The sequence below is a fragment of the Kitasatospora cystarginea genome (assembly GCF_039533515.1).
GTDB lineage: Bacteria > Actinomycetota > Actinomycetes > Streptomycetales > Streptomycetaceae > Kitasatospora > Kitasatospora cystarginea.
Window position 1 is genome coordinate 98,064 of record NZ_BAAATR010000027.1, and the last position, 22,482, is coordinate 120,545.

The 22,482-nt window shown below is 70.7% G+C and carries 21 protein-coding genes and 1 pseudogene; 12 read left to right on the forward strand and 10 right to left on the reverse strand.

All coding sequences use genetic code 11. From position 1 onward, the window contains the following. Positions 1–68: 68 nt before the first annotated feature. Positions 69–377, reverse strand: a complete 309-nt coding sequence (locus ABD369_RS26380) for a hypothetical protein (RefSeq protein ID WP_344639029.1) — start codon at positions 375–377, stop codon at positions 69–71. 287 nt (positions 378–664) lie between these two features. On the opposite strand from ABD369_RS26380, the gene rpsF reads away from it, so the two are divergent. From rpsF to rplI, 4 genes are all read left to right on the forward strand, one after another. Beyond that, a complete protein-coding gene (rpsF, locus tag ABD369_RS26385; RefSeq protein WP_344639030.1) occupies positions 665–955 on the forward strand; it encodes a 30S ribosomal protein S6 in 291 nt (96 codons plus the stop codon). Positions 956–1,075: 120 nt separating this feature from the next. After that, positions 1,076–1,660 (forward strand): single-stranded DNA-binding protein, encoded by a 585-nt coding sequence (locus tag ABD369_RS26390; RefSeq protein WP_344639031.1) that lies wholly within the window; start codon positions 1,076–1,078, stop codon positions 1,658–1,660. A 109-nt stretch (positions 1,661–1,769) separates the two neighbouring features. Next, positions 1,770–2,006 (forward strand): 30S ribosomal protein S18, encoded by a 237-nt coding sequence (gene rpsR, locus ABD369_RS26395; protein ID WP_030270170.1) that lies wholly within the window; start codon positions 1,770–1,772, stop codon positions 2,004–2,006. A 17-nt stretch (positions 2,007–2,023) separates the two neighbouring features. Next, positions 2,024–2,464, forward strand: a complete 441-nt coding sequence (gene rplI / locus ABD369_RS26400; RefSeq protein WP_344639032.1) for a 50S ribosomal protein L9 — start codon at positions 2,024–2,026, stop codon at positions 2,462–2,464. Between the two features lie 118 nt (positions 2,465–2,582). On the opposite strand, the gene ABD369_RS26405 is transcribed toward rplI, so the two are convergent. Beyond that, positions 2,583–3,908 carry an MATE family efflux transporter gene (locus ABD369_RS26405; RefSeq protein WP_344639033.1) on the reverse strand — a complete coding sequence of 442 codons (1,326 nt, stop codon included), beginning with the start codon at positions 3,906–3,908 and terminating at the stop codon, positions 2,583–2,585. Between the two features lie 450 nt (positions 3,909–4,358). Here ABD369_RS26405 and dnaB point away from each other — a divergent pair, with 450 nt between their 5' ends. Then, entirely contained in the window at positions 4,359–5,963 is a 1,605-nt protein-coding gene (dnaB, locus tag ABD369_RS26410; protein WP_425557780.1) for a replicative DNA helicase, read from the forward strand. 140 nt (positions 5,964–6,103) lie between these two features. Here dnaB and ABD369_RS26415 read toward each other — a convergent pair whose 3' ends face one another. Next, entirely contained in the window at positions 6,104–7,003 is a 900-nt protein-coding gene (locus ABD369_RS26415; protein ID WP_344639034.1) for an alpha/beta fold hydrolase, read from the reverse strand. A 73-nt stretch (positions 7,004–7,076) separates the two neighbouring features. Here ABD369_RS26415 and ABD369_RS26420 point away from each other — a divergent pair, with 73 nt between their 5' ends. Continuing rightward, positions 7,077–7,733 (forward strand): TetR/AcrR family transcriptional regulator, encoded by a 657-nt coding sequence (locus ABD369_RS26420; protein WP_344639035.1) that lies wholly within the window; start codon positions 7,077–7,079, stop codon positions 7,731–7,733. A 216-nt stretch (positions 7,734–7,949) separates the two neighbouring features. Here the strand turns inward: ABD369_RS26420 and ABD369_RS26425 are convergent, their stop codons facing one another. Beyond that, the gene (locus ABD369_RS26425) at positions 7,950–9,185 is read right to left on the reverse strand and encodes a GNAT family N-acetyltransferase (protein WP_344639036.1); all 1,236 of its coding nucleotides are present in this window, start codon (positions 9,183–9,185) and stop codon (positions 7,950–7,952) included. Between the two features lie 395 nt (positions 9,186–9,580). On the opposite strand from ABD369_RS26425, the gene ABD369_RS26430 reads away from it, so the two are divergent. Beyond that, positions 9,581–12,700 (forward strand): AfsR/SARP family transcriptional regulator, encoded by a 3,120-nt coding sequence (locus ABD369_RS26430; RefSeq protein WP_486327292.1) that lies wholly within the window; start codon positions 9,581–9,583, stop codon positions 12,698–12,700. On the opposite strand, the gene ABD369_RS26435 is transcribed toward ABD369_RS26430, so the two are convergent. Next, positions 12,684–13,445 carry an ABC transporter permease gene (locus ABD369_RS26435; protein ID WP_344639038.1) on the reverse strand — a complete coding sequence of 254 codons (762 nt, stop codon included), beginning with the start codon at positions 13,443–13,445 and terminating at the stop codon, positions 12,684–12,686. The genes ABD369_RS26430 and ABD369_RS26435 overlap by 17 nt on opposite strands. Next, on the reverse strand, positions 13,442–14,380 hold the full coding sequence (locus tag ABD369_RS26440; RefSeq protein WP_344639039.1) for an ATP-binding cassette domain-containing protein: 939 nt from the start codon (positions 14,378–14,380) through the stop codon (positions 13,442–13,444). The genes ABD369_RS26435 and ABD369_RS26440 overlap by 4 nt, the downstream gene beginning before the upstream one ends. A 471-nt stretch (positions 14,381–14,851) precedes the next feature. Between ABD369_RS26440 and ABD369_RS41255 the strand changes: the two are divergent. Next, positions 14,852–15,045 (forward strand): annotated as a pseudogene (locus ABD369_RS41255) (Tn3 family transposase); the annotation flags it as partial. A gap of 174 nt (positions 15,046–15,219) precedes the next feature. On the opposite strand, the gene ABD369_RS26450 reads toward ABD369_RS41255, so the two are convergent. The 3 genes from ABD369_RS26450 to ABD369_RS26460 form a co-directional block, all read right to left on the reverse strand. Continuing rightward, positions 15,220–15,486: a hypothetical protein gene (locus ABD369_RS26450; protein ID WP_344639059.1), complete on the reverse strand. Its 267-nt coding sequence runs from the start codon at positions 15,484–15,486 to the stop codon at positions 15,220–15,222. Positions 15,487–15,728: 242 nt separating this feature from the next. Next, positions 15,729–16,568 carry an ABC transporter permease subunit gene (locus tag ABD369_RS26455; protein ID WP_344639040.1) on the reverse strand — a complete coding sequence of 280 codons (840 nt, stop codon included), beginning with the start codon at positions 16,566–16,568 and terminating at the stop codon, positions 15,729–15,731. Continuing rightward, the gene (locus tag ABD369_RS26460; RefSeq protein ID WP_344639041.1) at positions 16,565–17,476 is read right to left on the reverse strand and encodes an ABC transporter ATP-binding protein; all 912 of its coding nucleotides are present in this window, start codon (positions 17,474–17,476) and stop codon (positions 16,565–16,567) included. Before ABD369_RS26460 ends, ABD369_RS26455 begins: the two co-directional genes overlap by 4 nt. Positions 17,477–17,609: 133 nt before the next feature. Here ABD369_RS26460 and ABD369_RS26465 point away from each other — a divergent pair, with 133 nt between their 5' ends. From ABD369_RS26465 to ABD369_RS26480, 4 genes are read left to right on the forward strand one after another with little or no spacing between them, the layout of a single operon-like run. Beyond that, entirely contained in the window at positions 17,610–18,854 is a 1,245-nt protein-coding gene (locus tag ABD369_RS26465) for a sensor histidine kinase (RefSeq protein WP_344639042.1), read from the forward strand. Further along, positions 18,854–19,513, forward strand: coding sequence for a response regulator (locus tag ABD369_RS26470; RefSeq protein WP_344639043.1), 660 nt, complete (start codon positions 18,854–18,856; stop codon positions 19,511–19,513). Before ABD369_RS26465 ends, ABD369_RS26470 begins: the two co-directional genes overlap by 1 nt. A gap of 45 nt (positions 19,514–19,558) precedes the next feature. Continuing rightward, on the forward strand, positions 19,559–20,167 hold the full coding sequence (locus ABD369_RS26475; protein WP_344639044.1) for a class I SAM-dependent methyltransferase: 609 nt from the start codon (positions 19,559–19,561) through the stop codon (positions 20,165–20,167). Beyond that, complete coding sequence (locus tag ABD369_RS26480) at positions 20,164–20,676, forward strand: nuclear transport factor 2 family protein (RefSeq protein WP_344639045.1); 513 nt, start codon at positions 20,164–20,166, stop codon at positions 20,674–20,676. Before ABD369_RS26475 ends, ABD369_RS26480 begins: the two co-directional genes overlap by 4 nt. 13 nt (positions 20,677–20,689) lie before the next feature. On the opposite strand, the gene manA is transcribed toward ABD369_RS26480, so the two are convergent. Further along, complete coding sequence (gene manA / locus ABD369_RS26485) at positions 20,690–21,883, reverse strand: mannose-6-phosphate isomerase, class I (RefSeq protein WP_344639046.1); 1,194 nt, start codon at positions 21,881–21,883, stop codon at positions 20,690–20,692. Positions 21,884–22,482 lie beyond the last annotated feature (599 nt).

Here is a 22,482-nt window from a genome sequence, read left to right on the forward strand (position 1 = left end):
GTACACGGTGGGGGCGCCGGAAGTTACGCGGGTTCGGCGGCGTGCCGCGGTTGATCAGGGCGTGCGTCTCACCACAGGCCCCCGAACAGACCGCCGTGCGCCATGCCCAGGTAGAAACCGATCGCGGCGGCGCCGAGCGTGATCATGAGGACGAACCGTTCGGCCGTGGTCACCGACACGAACTGGCCCCAGAGGCCCGTGATGATCCCGAAGAGTCCGGTCCACGAGCTGAGCAGGTGCAGGTCGGAGAAGAAGGAGCTGAAGAAGGCGGTCAGGCCGAGCACGGCGGTGAGGCCGACGAGGGTGTTCTCCCTCGGGTGTCGGTGGCCGTCGGTGTTGAGGGTGATCTGCGGGAAACGGCGGATGGTCTGTGCCATGGGACCCACCTCCGATGGAGGAACACAGTCGTTCTGTACAGGTTCCCGCCGGTAGGCCCGGGATCACAACCGGTATGCGTTTTGTTCGGCCGTATGGGTGCGGGTAGGCTGTGCGGACTGCACTGGTGTAGCTGTGCCCCCGTATGCCCTCTCGCGGGCCGGGGGGCCGATTGTCAGTCCCGGTGACTACGGTCACCGGTAGATCGTCGCTGCACCGGTGCGACGCTGCACAACCCTCCTGCCACGGAGAGACCGTGGCCGCTGAGTCCAAAGGAGGTGGGTTACTCATGCGTCACTACGAGGTGATGGTCATCCTCGACCCCTCGGTCGAGGAGCGCGCTGTCTCCCCCCTGATCGAGAGCTTCCTCAACGTTGTCCGCCAGGGTGGCGGCAAGGTGGAGAAGATCGACACCTGGGGTCGTCGCCGTCTGGCTTACGAGATCAACAAGCAGTCCGAGGGCATCTACTCGGTCATCGACCTCAAGGCCACGCCTGAGGTCGTCAAGGAGCTCGACCGCCAGCTTGGCCTGAGCGAGTCGGTTCTGCGGACCAAGGTCCTGCGCCCGGACACCCACTGAGTCCACACCCGTCGCCTTCGGGCGTCAGGTGACTCGCGCCGCTGGTGCACACGTGACCGTTTCACGTGAAACACCCGCGGCAAGCACCGCAGAACTCCTTTCCGAGAGGTCATCACCACCATGGCAGGCGAGACCGTCATCACCCTCGTCGGCAATCTCGTCGACGACCCCGAGCTGCGCTTCACCCCGTCGGGTGCGGCGGTCGCGAAGTTCCGTATCGCGTCCACCCCGCGCACCTTCGACCGCCAGACCAACGAGTGGAAGGACGGCGAGAGCCTCTTCCTCACGTGCAACGTCTGGCGTCAGCCGGCGGAGAACGTGGCCGAGTCGCTGCAGCGCGGCATGCGCGTGATCGTGCAGGGCCGACTGCGCCAGCGGTCTTACGAGACCAAGGAAGGCGAGAAGCGGACGGTTTTCGAGGTCGAGGTCGACGAGGTCGGCCCGAGCCTGCGTTCGGCGACCGCCAAGGTCACCCGGGCCAACCGCTCCGGCGGTCCCGGCGGCCAGGGCGGCCAGGGCGGCTTCGGCGGCCAGCAGGGCGGGGGCGGCTACGGCGGCCAGCAGGGCGGCTGGGGCGGTCAGCCCGGTGGGCAGTCCGGCCCGTCCGACGACCCGTGGGCGTCCAGCGGCCCCTCCAGCGGCGGCCAGGGCGGCAGCTGGGGTGCGCCGTCCGGTGGCGGCTACTCGGAAGAGCCTCCGTTCTAAGCGGTGCACGCCGGACCCGTTCGGTGAACGGGTCTCGGCAGGCTGAGAGATTTCGTGCGTTCCGCAGGTGTCAGGCACCGGTGGAGCGTCAACCCAAATGGAGCACATGATGGCGAAGCCGCCTGCTCGCAAGCCCAAGAAGAAGGTTTGCGTCTTCTGCAAGGACAAGGTCAACTACGTTGACTACAAGGACACGAACCTGCTGCGGAAGTTCATCTCCGACCGCGGCAAGATCCGTGCCCGCCGGGTGACCGGCAACTGCACCCAGCACCAGCGTGACGTCGCCACGGCCGTGAAGAACAGCCGTGAGATGGCGCTGCTGCCCTACACCTCCACCACGCGCTAAGAGAGGGTGACCGAAGAATGAAGATCATCCTCACTCACGAGGTCCCCGGTCTCGGCAGCGCCGGTGAGGTCGTCGAGGTCAAGGACGGCTACGCCCGCAACTACCTGGTCCCGCGTGGCTACGCCATCCGCTGGACCAAGGGTGGCCAGAAGGACGTCGACGCCATCCGTCGCGCCCGGAAGATCCACGAGATCCAGACCCTCGAGGTCGCCAACGAGGTCAAGGCCAAGCTGGAGGCTCTGCAGGTCAAGCTGGCCGTTCGCTCCGGCGAGGCCGGCCGCCTGTTCGGCTCGGTGACCCAGGCCGACGTGGTCGAGGCCATCAAGCTCGCCGACGGCCCGGTCGTGGACAAGCGCGCTGTCGCGATCGCCTCGCCGATCAAGACCGTGGGCACCCACAAGGTCTCGGTCAAGCTGCACTCCGACGTCCAGGCCAACATCGACATCGTCGTCGCCTGAACGAAGGCGCAGCAGCCCTCCGGGGCGCCGTGCAGAACCGAGGGCCGGTCTCCTCTCCCGATGGAGAGGGGGCCGGCCTTCGGCCGTTCCCCGGGGAGGGCGTGTTTCGCGTGGGGGTTCAGGCGCGTACGGCGCCCGGGACCAGCCAGTGGCCGCCGCGCACGCGGGCGGTGAGGAGGGCCGCGCGGACCAGCATGAACAGGTTCCAGGCCCACCAGAGGGCCGTCAGGCCGCCACCGAGTGCGGGCACCGACCAGGCCACCGGGGCGAAGACCGCGAGCGTGGCGAGCATCGCCCAGGCCAGGTAGGGGCCGTCCCCGGCACCCATCAGCACACCGTCCAGGACGAAGACCACCCCGCCCACCGGCTGGGTGAGGGCGGCCAGCAGCAGGACGCCCGCGAGCTGCTGCCGGACGTGCGGATCGGGGGTGAACAGCGGGACGTACAGCGGCCGGGCCAGCACCAGCAGCAGGCCGAGCAGCAGCCCGGAGCCGACGCCCCACTCCACCATCCGGCGGGTCGCCGCCCTGGCACCGGGCAGGTCCCCGGCGCCCAGGTAGCGCCCGATGATCGCCTGGCCGGCGATGGCGATGGCGTCCAGGGCGAAAGCGAGGAACCCCCAGAGCGTCATGGCGATCTGGTGCGCGGCGACCGCGGTGTCGCCGAGCCGGGCGGCCACGGCGGTGGCGATCAGCAGGACGCCGCGCAGGCTCATGGTCCGGATCACCAGCGGGCCTCCGGCCCTGGCGCAGGCCCGGATACCGGCCGGGTCGGGCCGCAGCCGGGCACCCTCGCGGCGCGCCCCGCGGACCACCACCACCAGATAGACGGCGGCCATCGCGGTCTGCGCCAGCACGGTGCCCCAGGCCGAGCCGGCCACCCCGAGCCCGGCGCCGTAGACCAGGCCGATGTTGAGCAGCAGGTTGGCGGTGAAGCCGCCGATCGCCACCAGCAGCGGGGTGCGGGTGTCCTGGAAGCCGCGCAGCACCCCGGTGGCGGCCAGCACCAGCAGCATGGCCGGTATCCCCAGGGCGCTGATCCGCAGATAGCCGACGGCGTACGGCAGGGCGGTCGGGGAGGCGCCGAGGGTGCGGGCCGCCCAGGGGGCCAGCAGCAGCATCAGGCCGGCCACGCCGGCCGAGAGCAGCAGGGCGAGCCAGATCCCGTCGATGCCTTGCTGGACGGCGGCCCGGCGGTCTCCGGCGCCGAGCCGGCGGGAGACCGCCGCGGTGGTGGCGTAGGCGAGGAAGACGAAGGTCGCGGCAGCGGTGGTGAGGGCGGCGGAGGCGATGCCGAGACCGGCGAGCTGGGCGGTGCCCAGGTGTCCGACGATCGCGGAGTCGGCCATCAGGAAGAGTGGCTCGGCGACCAGTGCCCCGAAGGCCGGGACAGCCAGGGCGAGGATCTCCCGGTCGTGCCGACGGCGGGCGGGGGCGGTTGTCATGGGGACAAGCGTACTCATCCACAGGTAAGTATCAATATCGCTCTATGTCCATTACTCGAAATCTTGATCGAAGAGCGGGTCGACCGGTCGTCCGGGGCGCTCTCCGGGCTGTGTGAAGAATTTCTCATGCACAGCCCAGTGGAAAGAGTTATCGCAGGTCAGAGAGTTGACGCCAGCTGGATTGTGTGGTTATCCACAGTGCTGTCCACAGACTTGTACACAGCTTTCCGGGGGTTCTCCACAGGAGAGGGCTGTTCATCCACACACCCTGTGGATAACCACCTTGGCCGATCGCCGCCCGTCCCCGTAGCTTGGTCGTCTGACCGCCGCGCCACCTGTGCGCCACCTGCTACCCGGCGCCGGGATCCGGCGCGTTGGCGTATGAAAGGTGATGCGCCATCGGCAAGGCCAGCTCCACCCGCACCACCACTCGCTGATCGGGGAACACGCGTGACCGGCCCCCAGTACGACGACCACGACGTTCCTCCCCCGCCGGAGGACGACTGGCAGCCGTCGGACGATGCCTTCCCCCCCGGCCCGTTCTCGGACGCCTTCCCCGACGACCCCTTCCCGAACGGCGCCGGCGACCGCCTGCCGGTCAGCCGCCGCCCGTCGGACGGCGACGGCAGGGGCGCCTTCCAGAAGGGCGGCGACCGCAAGGGCGGCTTCGACCGGAAGAAGCGCGACGACGCCCCGGGCGAGGGCGGCCGCTCGGGCGTGGACGGCTTCGAGCGGGTACCTCCGCAGGACCTGGCGGCCGAGCAGTCGGTCCTCGGCGGCATGCTGCTCTCCAAGGACGCCATTGCTGACGTCGTCGAGGTGCTCAAGCCGGCCGACTACTACCGCCCGGCCCACGAGCTGATCCACGGCGCCATCCTCGACCTCTACGCCAGGGGCGAGCCGGCCGACCCGATCACCGTCGCCGGCGAGCTCACCAAGCGCGGCGAGCTCGCCCGCGTCGGCGGTGCCTCCTACCTCCACACCCTGGTCAACTCGGTGCCCACCGCGGCCAACGCCGAGTACTACGCCGAGATCGTCCACGAGCGTGCCGTGCTCCGCCGCCTGGTCGAGGCCGGTACCCGGATCGCCGGTATGGGTTACGCGGCCGAGGGCGACGTGGACGAGATCGTCAACGCCGCCCAGGCGGAGATCTACGCCGTCACCGAGCAGCGCACCAACGAGGACTACGCGCCACTGGCCGACATCATGGAGGGCGCCCTCGACGAGATCGAGGCGATCGGCTCCCGGCAGGGCCAGATGTCCGGTGTCCCCACCGGTTTCGCCGACCTGGACGCGCTCACCAACGGTCTGCACCCCGGTCAGATGATCGTCATCGCGGCCCGTCCCGCGATGGGTAAGTCCACCCTGGCGCTGGACTTCGCCCGCGCCTGCTCGATCCACAACAACCTGCCGAGCGTGATCTTCTCGCTCGAAATGGGGCGCAACGAGATCGCGATGCGCCTGCTCTCCGCCGAGGCCCGGGTCGCCCTGCACCACATGCGCTCCGGCAACATGACCGACGACGACTGGACCCGGGTCGCCCGTCGGATGCCCGACGTCACCAACGCCCCGCTCTACATCGACGACTCGCCGAACCTGTCGATGATGGAGATCCGCGCCAAGTGCCGTCGGCTCAAGCAGCGCAACGACCTCAAGCTCGTGGTCATCGACTACCTCCAGCTGATGCAGTCGGGCGGCTCCCGCCGCGCCGAGAACCGCCAGCAGGAGGTCTCGGACATGTCCCGAAACCTCAAGCTGCTCGCCAAGGAGCTCGAGCTCCCGGTCATCGCGCTCTCCCAGCTGAACCGTGGTCCCGAGCAGCGTACGGACAAGAAGCCGATGGTCTCGGACCTCCGTGAGTCCGGCTCCATCGAGCAGGACGCCGACATGGTCATCCTGCTCCACCGCGAGGATGCATACGAGAAGGAGTCCCCCCGCGCCGGTGAGGCCGACCTGATCGTCGCCAAGCACCGTAACGGTCCCACCGCCACCATCACCGTCGCCTTCCAGGGCCACTACTCCCGCTTCGTCGACATGACCCGGGACGTGACCTGAGTCCGGCTTCTGGCGGCGGATTCCGGTTTCTGACGGCGTGGCGGCGGCGGATCCGCCACCAGCTCTGGAATCCCGGTTGCCGGGGGCGTGCAGATCTGACGGAGCGAGCCGGCAGGACGGCTCTCATGGCGCACTTCCACTCAGCTCCGCGTCCTCTGCTGGCAGGAGGTGATGAACCGCAGCAGGCGTTCATTGACGACGTCGGGCCGCTCCAGGTTGAGTCCGTGGCCGACTCGTCGCACGATCTCGGCCTGAACACCGGGGATCAGCGTGGTGACCCTTTCCAGTACCCGGCGCGGACGCAGCAGGGCGCTGCGGCTTCCCAGCAGGACGAGAGCGGGCAGCTGGACGGAGCTCAGTTCCTCGTCGGTGAACGGCCTGGCTGCAGGGCGGGTGCTCGGCTTGTAGGTCCGCATGCCCAGCATCAGCGGGGCGAGCATCTCGGGCGGTGAGCTGAGCGCGGGGTTGGCGAGCAACCGTCCCAGCGCGGGGCGGAAGCGCCGCGGGGCGAGCATTCCGAACAGGCCGCCGATCATGTGTACGTAGAACCGCGCGGGGACCTTCTCGATCCCGCCCGGGTCCAGCGGTGCGATCGACGCCAGGCGCTCGGGCGCGTGGACGGCCTGGTTGAGGGCCAGCCAGCCGCCGTAGGAGAGGCCGACCAGGTGGATCCGTTCCAGCCCGAGACCGGCGAAGACCTCGCCGAGCCAGGCCGCGTTCTCCTCGGAACCGGCCGCGACGGCGCGCTGAACGCTGCGGCCGGGGTCGTCCAGGGTGTCGATCGCGTAGACCGGGTGGTGCTCGCCCAGGGCGGCGATCTGGGGGTACCAGTTGGATGCGTGTCCGGCGTGGCCGTGCAGCAGCACGATCGGCTCGCCCGTCCGGGATCCGTAGTGGTGGACGTGGACGGTGCCGTAGGTGGTTTCGATGTCCAGTTCCTCGCGTGGGCTCGGCCACAGTTCCATGGCGCGGTCATATGCCTCAAGGAACTCCGCGTGAGCCACCTCGCTGACGAAGTGTCCGACGCTTGTCCTGGTCATGGTCCCTCCCGATACGCGAAACAGCAGGACTTGGTGGTATGGTTGTACCACAAAAATGTTCGGAGGGAAGTCGATGCCGAAGCTGGTGGATCACGAGGAGCGGCGGGCCCACATCATCGACGCCCTGCTCCGTGTGGCGGCGGACACCGGGCTGCATGCCGTCACCATGCGGTCCGTCGCCGTCGAAGCGGGCGTCTCGGTGCGGCTCGTGCAGTACTACTTCGACACCAAGGAACAGCTGCTGCTCGCGGCACTCACCCGCCTGGCAGTGCGCATGGGCGAGCGGGTCCGAGAGCGGGTGCGGGCGACCGGACCTTCGACGGCTCCGCGCGACATCGTCGAGGCGGTGCTGCTCGAAGCCGTACCGACGGATGAGGAAAGCCGGACCTTCCACCTCGTCTACACCGAGTACGCGGTGCTCTCGGTCACCGACCCCGCACTCGCCGACCAGTCGTTCCTCGCGGCACCCAACGAGATGGAGGACTTCCTGGTCGGCCAGCTGACCGCCGCCCAACAGGCCGGGGACACCGATCCACGCCTGGACGCCCGCCAGGAGGCCGTCGTCCTCCTGGCGGTCTCCGCCGGCCTCGGCCTGAGCGTCCTACTGGGCCAGCGGACGACGAGCGACGCGGTGGCAGTCCTGCGCTACCACCTCGGCCGACTCTTCCCCGGTTCGGGGGCCTCCGACGGCTGCGGCAAGAGCGGCCACGCAAACCAGCGCCGACCGTAGGCAAGATCCGTGCGAGAGGCCCCGGTCTGGCCCTGGGCGCGCCGTGCTCCAGCGCGTCATCCGTCGCAATGGCCAGCCCACTCACCCCCTCACCCGTCGGGAGCATCCGCCCCGACGGGTGACTACGGCCGAGCACCCACCGCGCAGGAGGCAAGCACTGCTGAAGCCCCCTGCAGCCCGACTGACGAGACTTGTGCAGGGTCGGCGAGCGCGCGGTCAGAACCAGTGCAGGCAGTGCGGGGGGCGCTCGGCGCGGAAGAGGGCGTCAGCGAGGGTGGCCGCGCCCGGGCGGTGGGCCCGGATGTGTCCGGCACGCACGAGCGTGCTCGGGGCGGTGCCGCCGAGGTAGACCGAGCCCAGGTCGCTCACGTCCAGGGACAGGTCGGGCTCCCGGTCCGTCGGGACGCAGTCGGCCTTGCCGTCCTGGACGGTCAGCAGGTAGCGGCCGTGCTCGCCGAGGAACGGGTCGTCCACGTCGAGGACGAGCTCGCCGTCCGTGAACCAGCCGCGCGCGGTCAGCGCACGCGGGACGTCCAGCAGCCGCACCCAGAGCCAGTCGGTGTCGCCGCTCACCTCGCCGGCGCGGAAGTCCTCGAACTGCCAGCGCAGCGGGTGCTCGGTCGGGACGTGCTTGAACACGACCCGGGTGGCCAGGTCGTGTCCGAGCAGGAACCGGGCCAGGGCCGTGTGGACGGCGTCGTCGGTGGCGATGATCTCGTCGACCGTCAGGGTTTCGGACTCGCCGAACGAGTAGCTGGCGTACCCGTCCGGGACGCCGTCGGCGTCCCGGTGGACGGCGATGTAGCGCGGCGCCGGAGAGACCGGGGGCTGTCCCGCACCCAAGGACCACCAGCGGTGCGGCCGGGACAGCGCGCCGGGCTGTGCGCGGCGGTACCGGTCGTAGACCTCTTCCAGGATCTCGCCGCACTCGGCACGCCGCATCACCTCGACCGAGCCGGTGTCCGAGCCGGTCGCCAGGGCGTCGGCCGCTCCGCGCGCCCTCGGGAGGGCGAGGGCGGCCTGGTGGCGCGGCACGGTGAGCCGGGCCGTGTAGGTCGCCGGTCCGTAGCCGAACCTGCCGTAGATCGGGGCCTCGGAGGCCAGCAGTACGGAGAGGAACTCCCCTCGGGCCCGCAGCTCGGTGAGCTGATGCCGCATCATCGCGGTGAGCACGCCCTGGCGTCGGTGCGAGGGCAGGACGCCGACGGCGCTCACTCCGGCGGCCGGGACGGTGGTCTCACCGGGCAGGGTGAGCTCGAAGGAGTACGCACCGGCGGTGCCGACGGGCCGCCCGTCCGCCTTTATGGCGAGCAGGCTGCGGTCTATTTCGAGCGCCGACCACCAGACCCCGCCGCCGCCCTCGGTCGGGGTTTCCGGGAAGCGCCCGAACGCGGCATGGAGTGTGTCGACGAAGACCTCGAGGTCCTGGTCGGTCGTGGGACGGATCTCCATTGCTGCCGCTGCCTCCTTGGGATACCGGCACCACGGCTCGTGGTGTCCCGCCACAGTGCACCGTTGACCCGTGGACAGGGCAAGCGAATTACGGCCGGTCACCCGGTAGCGGCCCGGCCCCGGGGGTGAGTTGCGGCGTAGGTTCCGGATTCTGGTGGCGGGTGCCGGGTTCGGACGGCGTTGCGACACGCTGCTCGGCGACGCCTGCTCGAGCTATCTGCAGCCACTTCTGAGTGGTAGTCAGCCGGGGTGCGCGCGGAGGAAGGTGACTGGGAAGGACCGGCTCGTGCGCCCAGCCGCCGACGCATCGGCGGTGAATGTCGGCTTCTGGGGCTACCGCTACTGTCGAACGCCCGTGGCAAAATCAGCGGGTGCAGATCGGGATGCTGGGGACATTGCAGGTTCGCACGGACGACGGCGGCTTGGCCGACGTGCCGGGTGCACGGCTGCGCGGACTGCTGATCGCCCTCGCGCTCAGGCCGGGTCACGTGGTCCCGAAGGCGTCGCTCGTCGACTGGATCTGGGGGGAGTACCCGCCCGCCGATGCGACGAACGCTCTGCAACGCCTGGTTTCCCGGCTGCGGAAGGCATTGCCGGACGGGGTGGTCGAGGGGCAGCCGGACGGCTACCGGCTGATGGTGGAGCCCGACGCCGTCGACGCCGTGCGGTTCGAACGTCTCGTCATCGCGGGCCAGGCCCGCACCGCGGACGGTTCCCGGCGGGTGCGGTTGCTGCGCGAGGCGCTCGGGCTGTGGCGCGGTGCGGCCATGCAGGACGTCGGTCTGCAGGACAGCGGTGCGTTCGACGCGGCGGTCGCCAGGTTCGAGGGACTGCGCCTGACCGCCATGGAGGATCGGTTCGAAGCGGAGGTCGGCCTCGGCGACGGTGCGGAGCTGGTCACCGAACTGACCGACCTGGTGGCCGCGCACCCGGTGCGGGAACGGCTGGTCGCCGCGCTGATGCGCGCCCTCGTCGCGGCCGGCCGCGACAGCGAGGCGCTGCAGGTGTTCCAGCGCGCGAGGGAGGCCCTGGCCGACGAGCTGGGCGTCGACCCCTCACCGGAGCTGTCCGCGTTGCACGTCGCGCTGCTGCGGGGCGAGTTGGGACGGCGCGAGGAGACCAGCAAGACCAACCTGCGTGCCGAGCTCACCAGTTTCGTCGGCAAGGACGCCGACGTCGCAGAGGTCCGAGAGCTCATCGCAGAGCACCGGCTCACCACCCTGATTGGGCCGGGTGGCTCGGGCAAGACCAGGCTGGCCACCGAGACCGCGCGCACGCTGATCGACGAACTGCCGGACGGGGCCTGGCTGGTGGAGCTCGCCGCCATCAGCGCGGATGACGACCTGGCGCGGTCGACGCTCGCCGGGCTGGGCCTGCGGGACGCCCTGCTCGGCGGGACACCGAACGCGGATCTGACGGACCGTCTCATCGCCGCGATCCGCGAGCGGGAGGCGTTGCTGATCCTGGACAACTGCGAGCACGTGATCGAGTCGGCGGCGGAGTTCGCCCACCGGGTGCTCGGGGAGTGCCGGCGACTGCGGATCCTGGCGACGAGCCGGGAACCGCTCGGCATCACCGGGGAGGCGCTGTGGCCGGTCGAGCCGCTGGCCCTGCCGGAGAGCGACGCGGGCCGGCGCGAGATCGAGTCCTCACCCGCCGTGCAGCTGCTGCGGGACCGGGCCGGGGCGGTGCGCCGGGATCTCGCGGTCGACGCCCGCACGCTGGCGACGATGGTGCGCGTCTGCCGGGCGCTGGACGGGATGCCGCTGGCGATCGAACTGGCCGCGGCCAGACTGCGCACCATGTCCATCGACCAGCTCGCCAACCGGCTCGATGACCGGTTCCGCCTGCTGACCAGCGGCAGCCGCACCGCGCTGCCGCGGCACAAGACGCTGCGCGCGGTGGTCGACTGGAGCTGGGAGCTGCTCACCGACGCCGAGCGGATGGTGCTGCGCAGGCTCTCGGTGTTCTCGGGCGGGGCGAGCCTGGAGGCTGCCGAGCGGGTCTGCGTCGGCGACGGGGTCGAGCAGGAGCAGGTACTCGAGTTGCTGACCTCCCTGACCGAGAAGTCGCTGCTGCTCACGGCGGACAACGCCGCACCGCGCTACCGGATGATCGGCACGATCAGGGAGTACGCCGGGCACCGGCTCGCGGAGGCGGGGGAATCGGACCTGGCGCGCCATGCGCATCTCGCCCACTTCACCGAACTCGCCGAGACCGCGGAGCCGTGTCTTCGCCGCGCCGAGCAACTGGAGTGGCTCGCCATGCTCGAGGCCGAGCACGACAACATCGGTGCCGCGATGCGCGGCGCGCTCGCGGCCGGCGAGGCGCAGGCGGCGATGCGGCTCGCGGCGGGGTCCGGCTGGTACTGGTGGCTCGGTGGGCACCGGGCCGAAGGCATGGAGCTGATCACCGCGGCCACCGAGACGCCCGGTGAGGTGACCGACCGGGTCCGGGCCACGGTGTACGGCCTCGTCGTGATGTTCATGAGCGCCGGGCGGGGCGACCATCGCCATGTCGCGGAGTGGGTCCACAAGGCGTACCGGTTCGGCCAGCGCGGTCAGGGCCACCACCCGGCGCTGGCGCTCGTCACCCCGCTCGTACGCATGCTGCGGGAGCCCGACGCGGTCATGTCCGCGTTCGAACCGCTGCTGGACGACGAGGACCCCTGGGTGCGCGCACTGGCCCGGCTGCAGATGGGCAAGATGCGGATCGTGCTCGGCCAGGACGGGCATGACGCGGACGCGTATCTCATGACGGCGCTCGCCGAGTTCCGGGCGCTCGGCGAGCGGTTCGGGATCTCCTTCGCCCTGTCGGAGCTGGCGGACCGGATCGCCGTGCGCGGCGAGTTCGCCGACGCCTGCGAGCACTTCGAGCAGGCGATCGCGGTCGTCACCGAGCTCGGCGCCACCGAGGACGTGATCCGGATGCGGTCGCGGCAGGCGCAGCTGTACTGGCTGCTGGGCGACAAGGACGCCAGCGCGGCCGCCATCGCCGAGGCACAGCGGTGCGCGGAGCGGGTCGCCTGGCCGAACGCGCTGGCCGAGCTGGCCCTCGCGAAGGCGGAACTCGCCCGGTGGGGCGGCAACGTCGACGAGGTGCACACCCAACTCGGCGTCACGACGGCCATGCTGGGCGACGAAGCGGAGCTGGCGAACGTCCGGGCGGTGACGCAGGACCTGCTCGGCTATCTCGCCGACGACCTCGACGAGGCCCGGGCGCACCGCGCGGCGGCCTGCGAGGCGGCGTCCGAGGCGGGGTACGCGCCCCTGATCGCGCAGGTGCTCATCGGGGTCGCGGACCTGGCGTTGCGCTGCGACCAGTACGCGCAGGCCGCGCGGCTGCTGGCGGCGAGCGTCGGTGTGCGCGGCCTGCAGGACCGCTCCCACCCGGATGTGGTTCGGATCACGCAGACAGCGCGGCGCCGCCTCGGCGACGCGAAGTTCGCCGAGGCGGCTCGGGAGGGGGAGCGGACCAGCTGGTCCGAGCTGGTCGCGGTCACGCTCGCTTCTTGAAGGTGGAGACCGCCCACACGTACCCGACGATCGCGAGCCCGACGCACCAGGCGACGGCGGCCCACGCGTCGCCGGCCGACGGGTGGCCGGCCAGCAGCCCACGCAGCGTCTCGATGATCGGGGTGAACGGCTGGTACTCCGCGAACTGCCGGATGCCGGGGCCCATGGTCTGCGCGGGCACGAACGCGCTGCTCAGGAAGGGCAGCATGATCAGCGGCACGGTGGCCATGCCCGCCGACTCCACGGTCTTCGCACCCAGGCCCATGGCGACCGTGAGCCAGCTGGTCGCGAAAGCGAGCAGCAGCATGACGCCGATCGCGGCGAGCCACTGGAGGAAGCTCGCGTGCGGACGGAACCCCATCGCGAAGCCGACCCCGACGATGGCGGCATCGGCGATCAGACTGCGCACGGTCGTGGAGACGACATGACCGGCCAGCACGGCACCGTGAGAGACATCCATGGCCTTGAACCGGTTGATGATGCCCTTCGTCATGTCGCCGTTCACGGCCGCCGCGGTCGGCCCCAACCCGTAACTGATGGCCATCACGAGCAGACCCGGCACCGCGTAGTCGATGTACTCGCCCTCGACTTTGAAGGCGCCGCCGAACACGTAGACGAACATGAGCATGATCACGATGGGGAACAGGACCGCCTGGAACACCGTGACCGGATTCCGGAGCGTGTGCTTGAAGTTGCGACGCAGCATGATCGCGGAGTTGCCGAACGACGTGGAGAGGGTGTTCATTTGGCGATCGCCTCCGTGCTGGTGTGACCGGTCAGGGCAAAGAAAACGTCATCGAGGTCCGGCGTGTGCACCGAGAACTCCTCGGCGCTGATCATGTGGTCGTCGAGCCGGTCCAGCAGGGCCCGCAGCGACCTCGACCCGCCATCGCTGGGCACCCGCAGGGTCAGCTCCTGGTCGTCCCGGGTGGCCCCGGCCAGGACCTGCGCCGCCGCGTCGAGTTCGAAGAGGTCGGTGAACCGGAGCCGGACGTGGGTGCCGGGGATCTGGCGCTTGAGCTCCTCGGGCGTGCCCTGGGCGACGATGCGGCCCTGGTCGAGCACCGCGATCCGGTCGGCGAGCTGGTCGGCTTCCTCGAGGTACTGGGTGGTGAGGAAGATGGTGGTGCCGTCGGCCACCAGATCGCGGACGATCTCCCACATCGTGCGCCGGCTGCGCGGGTCCAGCCCCGTCGTCGGCTCGTCCAGGAAGATGATCTGCGGGTTGCCGACCAGCGTCATCGCCAGGTCCAGTTTCCGGCGCATACCGCCGGAGTAGGTCGACGCCGCCTTGTCCGCCGACTTCACCAGGTCGAACCGCTCCAGCAGCCGCGCGACCACCCGGTCAGCGGAGCGCACCCGCTTCAGGTCCGCCATCAGCTGCAGGTTCTCCCGGCCCGTCAGCAGCTCGTCCACCGCGGCGAACTGACCGGTGACGCCGATGAGCGAGCGGACCTCCTTGGTCGCGGTCACCACGTCGTGCCCGGCGACGTGCACCGTCCCGCCGTCGGCCTTCATCAACGTGGTCAGCACGTTCACCGTCGTCGTCTTGCCGGCCCCGTTCGGGCCGAGCATGGAGAAGACCGATCCCGCGGCGACATCGAAGTCGATGCCGTCGAGCACGACCTTGTCCCCGTAACCCTTGCGCAGTCCCGAGACCGCGATCGCCGAATTCCTCATGACCGCTACGATCCCGAGCGGCCCTGTCACCCACCTGTCACACCCCTGACACGGCCCCTGACACGGCGTTCCACCACATCGTCCCCGGTCGGAGCGGCGCACAGCCCGCAGGCGACCGCCCGCCACCACGCCGGACAGGGCGCAAGGGACCACACTGACCGGCTCTACCGGCCGCACCGGTGCGGAACTTACGCGGGTTCGGGCGGACGTGCCGCTCACGACAGGAGGTCCGCCCGCCTGCGGTCAGGCGCCGCAGGTCAGCTCGGCTGCCCGCCGAGCACGGCGCCGGTGCACGTTCTCACGCTCGTCGGTCATCTGCCGCAGGGCGTCGCGGCGCTCCCGCTTGGCGAGCCGGTCGAGGTAGAGGTGGCCGCCCCGGGCGGTCGGCGGGTGCTGAAGGCGGTGCGCTCGCTGCCCGCCCTGTCGCGGCGCAAGGTCGGCCAGCGGCAGTTGCTGCCGAAGGAGATCGACACCCGCTACCTGGACGCCGCCGTCACCGAGCTCCAGCGCGCGGCCACACCATTGCCGAAGAACACCTGGCCCGCCTGTCCCCGCTGAAGGCCAAGCACCTGAACGTGCTGGGCCGGTACGCCTTCACCCCCTCCCAGCCCGAGGCGGCCTTGCGGCCGCTGCGCGACCCGCAGGCGGCCGACCCGGACGAGGAGGAGACCGGGGAGAATGGAACGTGCCCTCGGGCGCCGCCCGGGGCACGTCACTGGCGGGATGCGGTCCGGCTCCACGCGGGCCCGGACCGCATCAACGCCCACCGCGGGGCGGAACGGGCCATGCGGTCCCGCACCGAAGCCCGCTACTGGCACCGGCAGTTCGACGCGCCGAGCTCAGGGCCTGACCGCTGCTGCCGTGCACGCAGCAGTAACGACAGCCGGGGGGATGCTGTGGGGGAAGCCGGTCAAGCAGGTAACTGAGTCGCCCCGGGCGCCCGCTTCGCAGCCGAACTTGGCATCATCGAAATAGGAGCCGTTGGCAATGATGATGTCGACACACTGGCTGAAGGTGGCATGAGCGGTGCCACTGGCGAGCATGAGACCGCTCGAGGCAAGCGCGGTTGAAACCAGGGCATGGCCCAGGATCTTGGGAAGTCGCATGATGTCCTCTGTCTGCTGTTGGATTGGGGCAGGCGGCGACCGGCAGCCAGGCTCGGCACGCAGCAACCCCTGTCAGCTCAATTGACACCACTTCCTTAGGGCACCGCCGGTGGCTCGCCGATCTGTGGCGGGAATTCGCTCGATCGAGGCGGGGTCGGCCTCCCGAGGATCGCCGCGCTCGCCGTCCACCTGTTCGTTCAATCGACCTGGCACACCACCAGGTTCATGTCGGTGCGGGTGCCTCAAAGGTCGCGGCGGTCCACCGCGAACACGGCGGTGAGCGCCGATACCAGTGACCAGGCGGCCAGGACGATCCAGGCCTCGCCGACCGGTTCGGCGTAGCGGCCGTGCCACATGCCGGGGATCGCGTCGACGAGGCCGGTCCAGGCACTGCGGGGCAGGGCGTGGTTGATGTCGATCACCCAGGTGTAGGTATGGCCGCTGAACAGCTCGGGGAGCATCAGCAGGGTGACGATGACCGCGACGGTGGCGGTCGCGCTGTGCCGGATGAGGGCGCCCAGGCCCATGCCGACGACGGCGGACACCGGGATGATCAGGGCGGACGCCGCCATGGCCTGCGGTACGCCGGGGTGGCTGAACGACCAGCCGCCGCCCCGGCCGGACAGGATGGCCTGGGAGCCGAAGAACGAGGCCGCCGCGACGACCGCGCCGATGGCCAGCATGACCGCGGACACCACGAGCAGCTTGGCCGTCACCACCGAGCGGCGGGCGGGGACGGCCGCGAAGGTGGTGCGGATCAGACCGGTGGTGTACTCGCCGGTGATGGTGAGCGCGCCGAAGCTGCCGGCGCCGATCATGGCGATGAAGTAGGAGTTCTGGCTGAAGGCGTCCCGCAGCCAGAAGGACTCGGCCACCTGCTGGGCGGTCATCTGCGGGATCAGGTCGTAGTCGGCCTTGGCGGCCATCGCGTTCAGGCCGATGGTGATCAGCGCGCCGAGGCCGAGCCCCCAGCGGGTCGAGCGCAGCGACCACAGTTTGGTCCACTCGGCGGCCAGCAGGTCGGTGAACCGGGCCCGGGGCTCGGTGACGGCGGGTGCCGGGGCGGGGGCTGCGGTGGTCATCGGGCTTCTCCGGCGAGGTATTCGACACTGTCGGCGGTGAGTTCCATGAACGCCTGCTCCAGGGAGGCGGCGCGGGGGCTGAGTTCGTGCAGCACGATCCGGTTGCGGAAGGCGAGTTCGCCGATGCTTGCCGCGCTCAGCCCGGACACCGTGAGCGTCTCCCCGCCGTCTGGGTGCACCGTGGCGCCCCCGGCGGTCAACACGGCGGCCAGCGCGGTGAGTTCGGGGGAGCGCACGGCCACGCTCAGGCCGGTGCCGCGGGCGGCGAACTCGGCCAGGCTCTCCGCGGCGATCAGCTCGCCCCGGCCGATCACGACCAGCTGGTCGGCGGTGTTCTCCATCTCGCTCATCAGATGGCTGGAGACGAACACCGTGCGCCCCTCGGCGGCCAGCCGCCGGAACAGGCCGCGCACCCACAGCACACCCTCGGGGTCGAGGCCGTTGAGCGGCTCGTCGAAGAGCAGTACGGGCGGATCGCCGAGCAGGGCGGTCGCGATGCCCAGGCGCTGCTTCATGCCCAGTGAGTAGCCGCCGATCCGGCGGCCGGCCGCGCCGGTCAGCCCCACCTCCTGGAGCACCTCGTCCACCCGGTCGCGCGGGATGCCGTTGCTGCGGGCCAGGGCGGACAGGTGTGCCCGTGCGCTGCGCCCGCCGTGGACGTCGCCCGCGTCCAGCAGCGCGCCGACGTGGCGCAGGCCGCGCGGGCGATCCCGGAAGCCGCGGCCGTCGACGGTGACCGTACCGCTGGTGGGGTCGTTGAGGCCGAGGATCATCCGGAGCGTGGTGCTCTTGCCCGCGCCGTTCGGGCCGAGGAACCCGGTGACGTGCCCGGGCCGTACGGTGAAGGTCAGTCCGTTCACCGCGGCGGTGCTTCCGTAACGCTTCGTCAGGTTCTTGACTTCGATCACGGGAATCACCGTGCCGGGTGCCGGGGTCGTACGGCATCGGGCCGGCGAGGCAACTTGCCGAGCCGTCGTCAATCCCCGGTATGACGCCCACGGGCCGATGTGCGGACAGGGGCCGGATGGCTACCATCGCCCCATGTCCGCTACGCCGTCTTCTTCGCTGCTCAAACGCGTACCGCCGGGCGGCTGGATGGCCCTCATCTGGTTCGCTGCCACCGCGTACCCCGTCGCACAACGGGTGGACGAGCTCCGGTGGTGGCCGCAGCGGGCCAACGATCCGCAACTTTCCATTGTCGAACGGATTTTCGGGTCGAGCTACGGCAATTTCGGGTCCGTGGTCATGGCGGCCGCCCTGGTGCTGCTGGCAGCGCGCCGGCGCCGCAGGCCGCTGCCGGCCGTCGCACTCCTGCTCGCCGCCACGGTCCTGTCGACGATGGGACTGAGCGTCAAGGACATCCCGCTGCTGCAGTCCCTGGCGGTCGATGTCGCAGTCTGCTTCATCGCGGCCACCGAGCCACGCCGGACCTCGGTCGCCACCGCCGTGATGTCGCTGGCGGTGCTGGGCGGTTACACGCTGACCCGGGTGGCGCTGGATATGATGATCTACACCCCGACGCTGCTGATCGTGGCACTGACGACCGTGGTCGCCTGGCTGATCGGCAACGCGATCCACGAGAACCACGTCCACGCCGACGCACTGCGACAGCAGACCACGGCGCAGGCGGTCACCGCCGAACGGCTGCGGATCGCCCGGGAGTTGCACGACATGGTGGCGCACAGCATCGGCATCATCGCCATCCAGTCCGGCGTCGCCGCCCGGGTGATCGACACCCAGCCGGCGGAGGCCCGCAACGCGATGAAGGCCGTGGAGGCGACCAGCCGGGAGACGCTGGCGGGGCTGCGGCGGACCCTGGTCGCGCTGCGGCAGTCCGACCGGGCGGACGGAGCGGAACCGTCGGACGGCGCCCGGGTGGCGCCGACGGCCCCCGCGCCGGGTCTGGCCGACGTCGAGCGGCTGGCCGAGACGACGAGTGCCGGTGCCGGGGTGCGGGTCGAGGTGGAGTGGCGGGGTGAGCGGCGGCCGCTGCCCCCGGACGTCGACCTGTCCGCCTTCCGGATCGTCCAGGAGGCCGTCACCAACGTGGTGCGGCACGCCGGGACCCGGGACTGCCGGGTGTCCATCGACTACCAGGAGAAGGAGCTGTCCGTGGAGGTCGTCGACGACGGCCGCGGCGGTGCCATGACGGGGCCGGGCGCCGGGTTGGGCCTGGTCGGAATGCGCGAGCGGGTCGGCCTGCTGCAGGGGCAGTTGACCGTTGGACCGCGTCCCGAGGGCGGCTTCCGGGTGGCGGCCCGGCTTCCGTTGCCGGCGGGTGCCTGATGGCGATCCGGGTCGTCCTGGCCGACGACCAGCCGCTGATGCGCACCGGGCTGCGCGTGATCATGGTCGATGCCGGGGACCTCGAGGTGGTGGGGGAGGCCGGCACCGGCGCCGAGGCGGTCCGGCTGGTCGGCGAGCTCGGGCCCGACGTGGTGGTGATGGACATCCGGATGCCCGGCATGGACGGCATCGAGGCCACCCGGCTGATCGCGGAGGGCCAGGGGGCCACGCGGGTCCTGGTCCTCACCACCTTCGACGACGACGACTACGTCTACGCCGCCCTGCGCGCCGGCGCCTCCGGCTTCCTGGTCAAGGACATGGCCCTGGAGGACATCCTCGCGGCGGTCCGGGTGGTCGCCGCCGGCGACGCCCTGATCGCGCCGAGCGTCACCCGCCGCCTGATCGAGGAGTTCGCGGGCCGGCCCGAGCCGGCCCCGGTGCGGCGGCGCACGATCGAGGGCATCACCGAGCGGGAGCGCGAGGTGCTGACCCTGGTCGGACGCGGCATGTCCAACAGCCAGATCGCCGAGCACCTGTGCTTCACCGTGGCCACCGCCAAGTCCCACGTGGCCCGGCTGTTCACCAAGCTCGACGCCCGCGACCGGGTCCATCTGGTGATCATCGCCTATGAGGCCGGGCTGGTGGCGCCGCCGAAGTGACCTGCGGGGCGCGGCGGTTGCCGGAGGGCCGGGTTGAATGGCGGGATGGAGACACGTCCTCAGGGCGCCGCGGGCTACCGCGAGCAGGCGGCACAGTTGATCGAGCAGTACGAGAGCGTCCACTTCGAGCAGGTGCACGAGCAGGTGCTGCACCTGCTGCCGCCGGCACCCGCCCGGGTGCTGGAGGTCGGGGCCGGCACGGGGCGGGACGCCGCGGCCCTGGCTGGCCTCGGTCACTCGGTGCTGGCGGTGGATCCGACCGTCGAGCTCCGGGTGCACGAATGCCCCGGGCTGTCCTGGCTGGCCGACTCCCTGCCCGGACTGGCACTGGTGGAGGGGGAGTTCGACCTGGTCATGCTGACCGCCGTGTGGATGCACCTCGATCCCGCGGAGCGTGCGCGGGCGATGGCGCGGATCGCCGGGCTGCTGGCGCCGGGCGGACGGGTGATGCTGTTGCTCCGGCGGGGGCCGGTGCCGGACGGGCGGCGGATGTTCCCGGTGCCGGTGGACGAAACGGCCCGACTGGCAGGGGAGTTCGGGTTGGTGGAGGTGTGCCGGAGCGACCGGGCGGACCGACACGGCCGGGGCGGTGTCGGGTGGACGCATCTGGTTCTTGACTTGAAGTCAGCTTCAAGTTTCATGATGGACGCATGACGAAGACGAACCAGCAGGACATGACCGAGGCGGCCGAAATCGCCATGCTGCGCGAGTTGTTGGGCGCTTACGTGGAGCGCGACGCGGTGGCGAAGCTGATCGACCGGTACCTGGCGGGCCTGGACGACCGGGTCTACGGCGAGGAGTGGGCCCGGTCGCTGTTCACCGAGGACGTCCGGCTGGTGTTCCCGGTGGGCGAGCGGGTCGGGCTGGAGGGGCTGGGGGCGTACCACGACGAGGTGATGGGGAAGTTCGCCCGGACGGTGCACCTCGGCTCCAACTACGGCATCACCGTGCAGGGTGACCGCGCCACCTTCCAGTTCAACCTGCTGTGCCTGCACGTCCTTTCGGACCAGCTGCGTGAGGAGCGCTCGCTCGCCCCCGGCACCACCTTCGAGTCCGCCGGACGGATGTCGGGGGAGGCGGTCCGGACGGCCGACGGCTGGCGGTTCGGCCTGCTCGGGCTCCAGGTGGCCTGGGCCAAGGGCGAACCGCCAGTTCGGAGGTAGATGCCGCCAGGGCTCAGAGCGTCACGGTCGCGCGGAAGACGGTGGCACCCGGGCCGGTGAGCTCGGTGTCGGTGCCGGTCGCGGGGAGGAAGGCGGACTCGCCCCGGGCCAGGGTCAGCGTGCTGCCGTCGGCGGCGGTGAGACGGGCCGCGCCCTCGGTGCAGAGCAGGATCTGCGGGGCGGGCCCGGGCAGGTGGCGGGCGGCGTCGCCGAGGGTGAACCTGGACAGCCGGAACTCGTCGATCGGCGCCGGATAGAGCTCCTCGCCGTCAGCGTCGGCGACCGGCCGCAGCACGCCGGGCTCCCCGCCCTGGAAGATCACCACGCGCAGCAGCTCGGGCACGTCCACGTGCTTGGGCGTCAGCCCACCGCGCAGCACGTTGTCGGAGTTGGCCAGGATCTCGATGCCGAGCCCGCGCAGATAGGCGTGCGGGACGCCCGCGCCGAGGTAGAGCGCCTCGCCGGGCTGCAGCCGCACGTAGTTGAGCAGCAGGGCGGCCAGCAGGCCGGTGTCACCGGGGAACTCCCGTGCGGCGAAGGCGTATGCGGCGAACTGGCCGTCCGGTTCGGCCCCGGCGGCCCGCTCGACCGCGGCGGCGACCTCTGCGACGGTGGTGCGGGCGGTCTCGCCGGTCATGGTCAAGATGGTGGCCAGGGTCTCGCTCAGCGCCTCGGATTCGGGCTTGCCGCGCAGGATTTCGACCAGCCCGGTGAGCGCGGGCACACCCAGCGACTGCAGCAGGTCGGCGGCCTCGGCGGGGGCGCGGAAGCCGCACAGGCCCTCGAACTCGCCCAGGGCGCAGATCATTTCGGGCTTGTGGTTGGCGTCCTTGTAGTTGCGGTGCGGTGCGTCGAGCGGAACCCCGCGGGCCTCCTCGTCGGCGAACCCGGCCCTGGCCTGGGCCAGATCGGGGTGCGCCTGGATGGAGAGCGGCGTTCCGGCGGCCAGTACCTTGAGCAGGAACGGCAGCTCGGGGCCGAACTTGGCCACGGCGGCGGCGCCGAGCTCGCGCTCCGGGTCCGCCGCGATCAGCGCCGCGAGTGAACGGCCGCCCTCGCCACGGTCCACCCGCGAGGGTGAACCCGGGTGCGCCCCCATCCACAGCTCGGCCTGCGGCTCGCCGGTCGGCGCCACCTTGAGCAGCTCCGGGATCGCGTCGACCGAACCCCAGGCGTACGGGCGGACGGTGTTGACGAGCCTGTCCATGTGCGCGGTCCTGCCTGTTCTGTGGTTCGCCCGGTCGGCTGTGGTGGCCGCCTGTCCGACCGGGAGTTCTGGGAGAACCGACCCTAACCGACCCTGGAGACCGGCGGACCAGCTTCCGGGGACCTCCCGGTGAACAACCGGAGCGCTCCCCGCCGGCCGGTGCGACGCCCGCGCGGGGCGCCCGGAACCGGGATCCGGGGCGGATCCGCAGGCCGGAAGGGCTGGATGTGGGGAGGGACTGGTCCAGCCGCCGACCGCCGTTTGCCGGGTGGTCCACGGGCGTTCAGGTTGGGCCAAGAGACTACTCGGCGGGGAGATCCGCTTGGGGAATCCCCCGAGCCCTGGCAGTCGGGGGTCTCATCGTCCCGAGGTAGCATGCGCATCCTTGACCTCTTCATACGTGTGGGCCCATACACCAACTCGCGCACTGCCGATCCGGCCTCCGGGCCGCGGGCTCGCTGTTTATTCCAGCTGCTTCGAAAGGCACAACGTGACTGCCCCTGAGGAGACCCCCAAGGAGAGCACCTTCGCCGATCTCGGCCCGGTGCTGGTGATCATCCCGACCTACAACGAGGTCGAGAACGTCGAGCGGATCGTCT